The 7,200-nt window shown below is 40.4% G+C and carries 7 protein-coding genes; 5 read left to right on the top strand and 2 right to left on the bottom strand.

Translation table 11 applies throughout. The features are described from left to right. Positions 1-174 precede the first annotated feature (174 nt). A complete protein-coding gene (xseB, locus tag NI455_RS11750; protein ID WP_253114308.1) occupies positions 175-369 on the bottom strand; it encodes an exodeoxyribonuclease VII small subunit in 195 nt (64 codons plus the stop codon). Further along, the gene (xseA, locus tag NI455_RS11745; protein ID WP_253114306.1) at positions 359-1,630 is read right to left on the bottom strand and encodes an exodeoxyribonuclease VII large subunit; all 1,272 of its coding nucleotides are present in this window, start codon (positions 1,628-1,630) and stop codon (positions 359-361) included. The genes xseB and xseA overlap by 11 nt, the downstream gene beginning before the upstream one ends. Before the next feature lie 345 nt (positions 1,631-1,975). Here xseA and NI455_RS11740 point away from each other — a divergent pair, with 345 nt between their 5' ends. The 5 genes from NI455_RS11740 to NI455_RS11720 all read left to right on the top strand — a co-directional run bounded on the left by NI455_RS11740 (position 1,976) and on the right by NI455_RS11720 (position 7,198). Then, positions 1,976-2,410 (top strand): I78 family peptidase inhibitor, encoded by a 435-nt coding sequence (locus NI455_RS11740; protein ID WP_253114303.1) that lies wholly within the window; start codon positions 1,976-1,978, stop codon positions 2,408-2,410. 112 nt (positions 2,411-2,522) lie between these two features. Continuing rightward, positions 2,523-2,882, top strand: a complete 360-nt coding sequence (locus NI455_RS11735) for a hypothetical protein (protein ID WP_216986116.1) — start codon at positions 2,523-2,525, stop codon at positions 2,880-2,882. A gap of 209 nt (positions 2,883-3,091) precedes the next feature. Beyond that, positions 3,092-3,361 (top strand): hypothetical protein, encoded by a 270-nt coding sequence (locus NI455_RS11730; RefSeq protein WP_253114300.1) that lies wholly within the window; start codon positions 3,092-3,094, stop codon positions 3,359-3,361. Between the two features lie 297 nt (positions 3,362-3,658). Beyond that, positions 3,659-6,298 carry a bifunctional aconitate hydratase 2/2-methylisocitrate dehydratase gene (locus tag NI455_RS11725; RefSeq protein ID WP_253114295.1) on the top strand — a complete coding sequence of 880 codons (2,640 nt, stop codon included), beginning with the start codon at positions 3,659-3,661 and terminating at the stop codon, positions 6,296-6,298. 78 nt (positions 6,299-6,376) lie between these two features. Beyond that, positions 6,377-7,198 (top strand): hypothetical protein, encoded by an 822-nt coding sequence (locus NI455_RS11720; RefSeq protein ID WP_253114293.1) that lies wholly within the window; start codon positions 6,377-6,379, stop codon positions 7,196-7,198. Positions 7,199-7,200: the final 2 nt, after the last annotated feature.

The following is a 7,200-nucleotide window of genomic DNA, read 5'->3' as shown; positions in this document are numbered from 1 at the left end:
TACGAGGCATAGCGAATAGTAACATTGGGTTTGGCGATTTGATTTTACTACTTTGCTATTTTTTTAAGCTAAAAGTGTCAACACACCCTAATAAAAAAGCCCTCATTAATGAGAGCTTTTATGTCAATTCAATCTAGCAAAATAGCCTAATAAGATATTTAAAATGGGGTGCAATTAATCGTTAAACGTCTCATTTAAAGCAGTTTGAACCGCTTCAACCCGGGCCTTGCAAGCTTTATAGGCAGTCATGGATTCTTCCACGATTTTCATCAAGTTATCGATATCCGGTTCTTGCTGAGATTCGAGCAATTCCGCATTCTTTTTCAAGATGTCATAGCCTTGTTGGAAGCTTAAAATATCATGATTCATGAGGAAGTACCTGTATAAGTTGTGCTGAAAAAATGCCGTCATGTAATTCGACTTCAACCAGATCATTGGGCTGAATCTGTTGAATAGATGCAACCACATGTTCTTGCTGGCGCACGATGGCATAACCTTTGGATAAAACATGTTTAGGATTTTGTAGTAGCGTTTCCCGCATTAGGGCATCAAGCTGCTGATTAATCAGCTGGGTATGCTGCTGGGCCAGACTGGCAGTATTGGCCTTGATCTGTTGCAGACGTTGCAGTGCATCCAAAATCTGGTTGTTGGCCAGACTTTGAATCAGTTTCAAAAATTGATCATTCTGATTTTGATAAGCCTGAATCTGTTGCTGGGATAAACGCTGAATCCGTTGTAGATAATTCAGCACATCCTGAGTCAATTCAAAGATATGATTGCGGATTCCTGCAATGACTTTACTCGGAGTATCAAAGGAGCGATGCGCAATTTCATCCAGAATAGTGCGGTCTTTTTCATGTCCGATGCCGACCCAGACCGGCACCGAACGTTTACAAAGCAGGGCAGCCAGATCATAGTCATTCAAATAAGCCAGATCATTAACTGCGCCACCCCCTCGTATAATCACAATCAGATCCGGTGCTGTATTATAAGTCTGTGCCCATTGTTTGAGCGCTTGCGCCAGACTGTACATAATACTTTGCGGGGCGGTATTTCCCTGAAAAGTCGCACTGTGATAGACAAACTCACACACCTGCGCACGCTGTAGTGCATCGGCATCTTTTTTGAAATCTCCCAGTCCTGCTGCATTTTCGAGAGCAATCACCAGAATCCGGTTCAGGTCAAAAGGGCTGGGCAAGTTTCTATTGCGCTGAATCAGTCCTTCAGTCGTCAACCGCTCAACAATCTGCTGATAACGCCGGGCAATATCTCCTAAGGTATAGCCCGAATCAATCTCGACAATATTTAAAGAAAAACCATATTGCGGATCAAAGTTGGTTTTGACTTTAATCAGCACTTTCAAATCACGACTCAGCTCAATTCCGCTTTCACGTTCAAACTGGGTGACAATTTTCTGGGCACTAAATTTCCAGATGGTTGCTCGGCAACTGGCAATCACCTGATCGCTGTCGGCTTCTTTTTCTGCTAGCTCAAGATAATAATGGCCTGCTTTAATACTTAGATTTCGAATTTCGGCTTTGACCCATACCGGTGTATCGAAAGTGAGTTTAATCACTTCCTGAACCGTAGCAAGATATTCCTTGAGGGAGAGTTGAGGATCGTCTGTCATGCCAATAGAAAGTTTAAAATTCAATCAAATATTAAATCAATCCAGCACAGATCACAAATCCAAAAGTGAAGTCATATTTGATTTGTGTAATGACAATGCAATGCTATTGGAATGCATAATCACTTAGTTCAGGCGACTCATCCGGAATTTTCGCATTTTGTAGAGGTTCTTCTCTTCATCTTCTCCACTAAGAAAGTTTATAGAGCTGAAGTATTTGATTCATAGATGTCTTATTTCCATTCTTTAATGAGAAAGTACGGTTAAAAATGTACACAGACTTGTGTCTGGCAAGAACAAGGAAATATGCTAAATTGGTGAAGAATTATTGAAGAAGAATAGGCTCTCATGAAAAAAACAATGCTGTTCGGTTTACTGGCTCTCGCTCTAAGCGCATGTACCACCACGCCGCAATCTGAGACGGAAGCTCCTAAAATAGGTTCAGTGAATCCTGCAAGCGCTTATTGTGTCAATCAGGGCGGCAAGCTTGAAATTCGTACTGAAAGCAATGGTCAGGTCGGATATTGCCATTTAAAGAATGGTCAGGTGGTCGAGGAGTGGGAATTACTGCACATGAATCAACCTAAATGTATTGCTGATCAGGCGGCGGCTTTGGTCGGTCAGTCCAATTTGACTGAAGCGCAAATCAAGCAGAAAACCAAGGCACAAATTGTACGTATGGTCGAACCGGGTCAAGCGGTGACCATGGATTATCGTGAAGAACGAGTGACTGTAACGGTGGATCCTACAAGCAAAAAGATTATCCAGGCTTCATGTGGTTAATTACACAAAATGAAAAAGCCCATTAGTGGGCTTTTTTAATTCCATACAACTCGCATTTTGAAATGACAAATCTTCCCCGATCTTTTATATTGCCCCTCGGAAGGAGAAATTCATGAAAAAGTTATTGGCTTTATCGTTTATGCTGGCGCTGGCCGGTTGTGCCGAGAAGAAACCCTTAACCCCTGAAGAGCAGTGGCAAGGTTATTGTCGAAGTGTCGGAAATGCGGCACGTACCATTATGCTGGATCGTCAGAATGCGATTGAGAAAGAAAAAGCAATCGAGCATGCCAACAAGATCGACGACGAAACCACCAAAGGTTTTATCCTGAATATTATTGATGAAGTCTATGCAATTCCAGCCGACGAGATTAAGGGAGATGTAAAAGCAGCACGTGAAAAAGTCCGCGCTGAATTTACTGCAAAGTGTATTGCGACACCGCATGATGAATTACCAGATTACAAACCGTTCTAAGGAACGGTTTTTTTATATCTGAATAAAATTATCCAACCCATATTTCCCATTAAACGTATTTAAATATATACATCTTTAAAAGACTGAATAATAAAAATAGCCTAAGCAAAATGTACACTTTGTGACAATTTCTAAATCTAAAATATAGAAATACTTATCTTTATATTGAATAATGAATTTAACTCCAACTAACCGAGGAGGAGCGCAATATGGAAGTCGTCAGATATTTGCATCATTCTGATCTGCTGCTGGAAGATGAAGAGGGTTTGGTCATTATTGGCGGCAGTCGCTATGTAATCAGCGTCGGTGACAAAGTTGTTTTAAAGAAGATGCTAGAACAAGATAAAAAGCTTTATCAGGTGGACATTTCCTTTGCCAGCAATAATCACAGTACCACCTATGAAGATGAATGCGTGGTGAAATTCCAAGGCTGCCGAGACTCATATCAGCAGTATTTAAACTCGACCACTGTACACTAAGGTGGAGTATCTTTTTAACGTCAAATCAGGCAACATCAAGGTTGCCTTTTTTATGCATTAAATTCAGTTAAAAGGGCCTATTCATGGGCTTGTTTCGTGTGGTGTAAGCTGTAACTGATTATGGAATAATCATTAAGAGCATCATTTAGTTATAAAATAACGAGCATCACGAAGAAACACTTGAGTTGCATTAACTTTTAACTGGAAATTTAGTAAAATTTCGGAGTCCATATTATTTATGAAGCTTGGAATAAGCAGGAATTCATAAGTAATTTTTTAAAAAAGAGGAATAACACTGTGCTAGAAGCTTACCGCCAACACGTTGAAGAACGTGCCGCACTCGGAGTCCCACCGAAGCCACTTGACGATGCCCAAACAGCTGCATTAGTTGAACTACTAAAAAACCCGCCAGCTGGTGAAGAAGCATACTTGGTAGATTTGCTTGAAAACCGTGTACCAGCAGGTGTTGACCAAGCTGCATATGTAAAAGCTGCGTTCTTAGCTGCATTGGCAAAAGGCGAAGCAACCTCTCCACTCGTTTCTAAAGAACGTGCTGTTTATTTACTAGGTACTATGCTTGGTGGTTACAACGTAGCGCCTTTAGTTGAACTTTTAGACAATGCTGAGCTTGCTGAACTTGCAGCTGAAGCATTGAAAAAAACGCTTCTTGTATTTGATGCATTCCATGACGTTGCTGATAAAGCAAAAGCTGGTAACGCAAATGCTCAAGCAGTTATGCAGTCTTGGGCTGACGCTGAATGGTTCACTAGCCGTAAAGACGTTCCTGAAGAAATCAAACTGACTGTTTTCAAAGTAACTGGCGAAACCAACACTGACGACTTGTCACCTGCACAAGACGCTTGGAGCCGTCCAGACATTCCATTGCACGCAAATGCAATGTTGAAAAACGTACGTGACGGAATCAATCCAGAAGTTCCTGGTGAAGTGGGTCCACTTAACCAGATTAAAGAACTGATCGCGAAAGGCAACCAGGTTGCTTACGTGGGTGACGTTGTTGGTACAGGTTCATCTCGTAAATCTGCAACTAACTCTGTACTTTGGTTCTTCGGTGACGACATCCCGCACATCCCGAACAAAAAAGACGGTGGTTACTGCCTAGGTTCTAAAATCGCTCCGATTTTCTTCAACACGATGGAAGATGCGGGTGCGTTACCGATCGAGATCGATGTTGCTAACATGAACATGGGCGACGAAATCGTTCTTAAGATCGATCACGCTGCTGCTAAAGTAACTGCGTTCAAAGACGGCGCGCAAATCGCTGAAGCTGAACTTAAAACTCCAGTTCTTCTAGACGAAGTTCGTGCGGGTGGTCGTATTAACCTGATCGTAGGTCGTGGTTTGACGACTAAGGCTCGTGAAGCTTTAGGTCTTCCAGTATCTACAATGTTCCGTACTCCGGTTCAGCCTGCTGCAACTGGTAAAGGTTTCACTCAAGCTCAGAAGATGGTTGGTCGCGCTTGTGGTCTTCCTGAAGGTCAAGGTGTACTTCCAGGTACTTACTGTGAACCTAAGATGACTACTGTTGGTTCGCAAGATACAACAGGTCCAATGACTCGTGACGAATTGAAAGACTTGGCTTGCCTAGGTTTCTCTGCTGACCTTGTTATGCAATCTTTCTGTCATACAGCTGCTTATCCAAAACCAGTTGACGTTCAAATGCAACACTCGCTTCCTGATTTCATCATGAACCGTGGTGGTGTGTCTTTACGCCCAGGTGACGGTATTATTCACTCTTGGTTAAACCGTATGCTTCTTCCGGATACCGTTGGTACTGGTGGTGACTCGCATACACGTTTCCCAATCGGTATTTCATTCCCGGCGGGTTCTGGTCTTGTAGCGTTCGCTGCAGCAACTGGTGTTATGCCACTAGATATGCCTGAATCTGTACTTGTGAAGTTCAAGGGTAAAATGCAGCCTGGTATCACTCTACGTGACCTTGTACATGCAATTCCTTACTACGCAATTAAGGAAGGTGACCTAACTGTAGAGAAGAAAGGTAAGAAAAACATCTTCTCTGGTCGTATCCTTGAGATTGACTTAACAGAAATGGAAACTGACCTGACTGTTGAGCAAGCATTCGAACTTTCTGATGCTTCTGCTGAGCGTTCTGCTGCTGGTTGTTCTATCACGCTTTCTGAAGAGAAAGTTGCTGAATATCTTCGTTCAAACATCACCATGTTGAAGTGGATGATTTCTGAAGGTTATGGCGATGCGCGTACGATGGCTCGTCGTGTTGAGAACATGGAAAAATGGTTGGCTAACCCAAGCCTGATCAAAGCTGATGCTGATGCTGAATACACCAAAGTGTATGAAATCGATCTTGCAGACATCAAAGAACCTATTCTTTGCTGCCCGAACGATCCAGATGATGCGAAACTTCTTTCTGACGTTCAAGGCGCGAAAATTGACGAAGTATTCGTTGGTTCTTGTATGACTAACATCGGTCACTTCCGTGCAACTGGTAAGTTGCTTGAGAAAGTTCCTGGTGGTGCATTGTCAACTCGTTTGTGGATCGCTCCACCGACGCGTATGGACGAACATCAGTTGATGGAAGAAGGTTTCTATAACATTTATGGTAAAGCTGGCGCGCGTACTGAAATGCCAGGTTGTTCATTGTGTATGGGTAACCAAGCACGTGTAGCTCCAAACACAACTTGTGTGTCTACATCTACTCGTAACTTCCCGAACCGTCTAGGTCAAGGTGCTAACGTTTACCTAGCATCTGCTGAGCTTGCTTCTGTTGCTGCTGTATTGGGTAAATTACCTTCTCCAGAAGAATACCAACAGTACGCTGCTCAAATCGACAGCATGTCTGCTGACATCTATCAATACTTGAACTTCGACAAGATGAGCGAGTATACAGATGCTGCTAAAGACATCGATACTAAGAAAATTGCTGCTGCTCAATTAGCTTAATTTGTTGATAATTAAATTAATTTGAGTTAAGAATAAGGGCTGAGTAATCAGCCCTTATTTTTTTGAGAATAATTATTAATGGAATTATCAAATTTATCAGTTTGGTTTTTTAGTACATTAGGTTCTACAAGTTTGCTTGTTGGCATTGGATATTTGTCTAAAGATATTATTTTTAAGTACTACGAAAAGAAAATTAATATTAAATTTGAAAAAGAAATGGAAGAATTTCGACAAAAAATAAGAGAAAAAGACAGTCATATAGCATTAATAAGTAATTATTTAACTGATTTAGAAACAAATCGTTCAAAAGTAAGAAATGATAAGCAATTAATTGCTGCGGAAGATTGTTTAAAATTAATAAAAGTATTTAATAAAACAAATTTCCTGATTCAAATACTAATAAGAATTAATTTTAAAAAAGTATATGCTGAAAAAAGAGAATTAGAATTACAAGGGGTTAGTGAGCAGCTATACCGTGACTGCAACATTGAAAATATTTTAAAAGAAATTAAAGACTTAAATAGTGATTTTATAGACCTTTATTTAGATCATCAAAGTTTAAATAGTTTGCGTATTTTTCAGGGAATAACAGTTACTGCAATAACATTAATAGCGGCTTTTAAAGACAAAACCACAGAATTTTTAAAAAAAGAAGATAAAGAGCTTGTTGAACTAATAATTAAAGACTTACCAAGTACTAAAAGTTCATTTGAGAAATATGGTGACGAGTATATGTTTATTTGGCACGACTATTTTTATGAGAAAACTTTAATCTCATTACGCAGTTTTGTTAGTGGTGAAAAAATCAATGATGATATCGTCAATATTCAAAAAATAACCATGACAACTAGAAAAATTTATAATAATTTACCTGATGATTTAAAAGTGCAAAGTAGTTGAAG

This window comes from Acinetobacter lwoffii, from assembly GCF_024129435.1.
Classification (GTDB): domain Bacteria; phylum Pseudomonadota; class Gammaproteobacteria; order Pseudomonadales; family Moraxellaceae; genus Acinetobacter; species Acinetobacter lwoffii_F.
Note: the sequence above shows the minus strand (reverse complement) of the source record. Positions and strands in the feature narration are given on the sequence as shown.

What these genes read in the sequence shown, in the direction of transcription:
- xseB (WP_253114308.1), bottom strand. Translation starts at nt 369, where the DNA reads ATGAATCATGATATTTTAAGCTTCCAACAAGGCTATGACATCTTGAAA.
- xseA (WP_253114306.1), bottom strand. Translation starts at nt 1,630, where the DNA reads ATGACAGACGATCCTCAACTCTCCCTCAAGGAATATCTTGCTACGGTT.
- NI455_RS11740 (WP_253114303.1), top strand. Translation starts at nt 1,976, where the DNA reads ATGAAAAAAACAATGCTGTTCGGTTTACTGGCTCTCGCTCTAAGCGCA.
- NI455_RS11735 (WP_216986116.1), top strand. Translation starts at nt 2,523, where the DNA reads ATGAAAAAGTTATTGGCTTTATCGTTTATGCTGGCGCTGGCCGGTTGT.
- NI455_RS11730 (WP_253114300.1), top strand. Translation starts at nt 3,092, where the DNA reads ATGGAAGTCGTCAGATATTTGCATCATTCTGATCTGCTGCTGGAAGAT.
- NI455_RS11720 (WP_253114293.1), top strand. Translation starts at nt 6,377, where the DNA reads ATGGAATTATCAAATTTATCAGTTTGGTTTTTTAGTACATTAGGTTCT.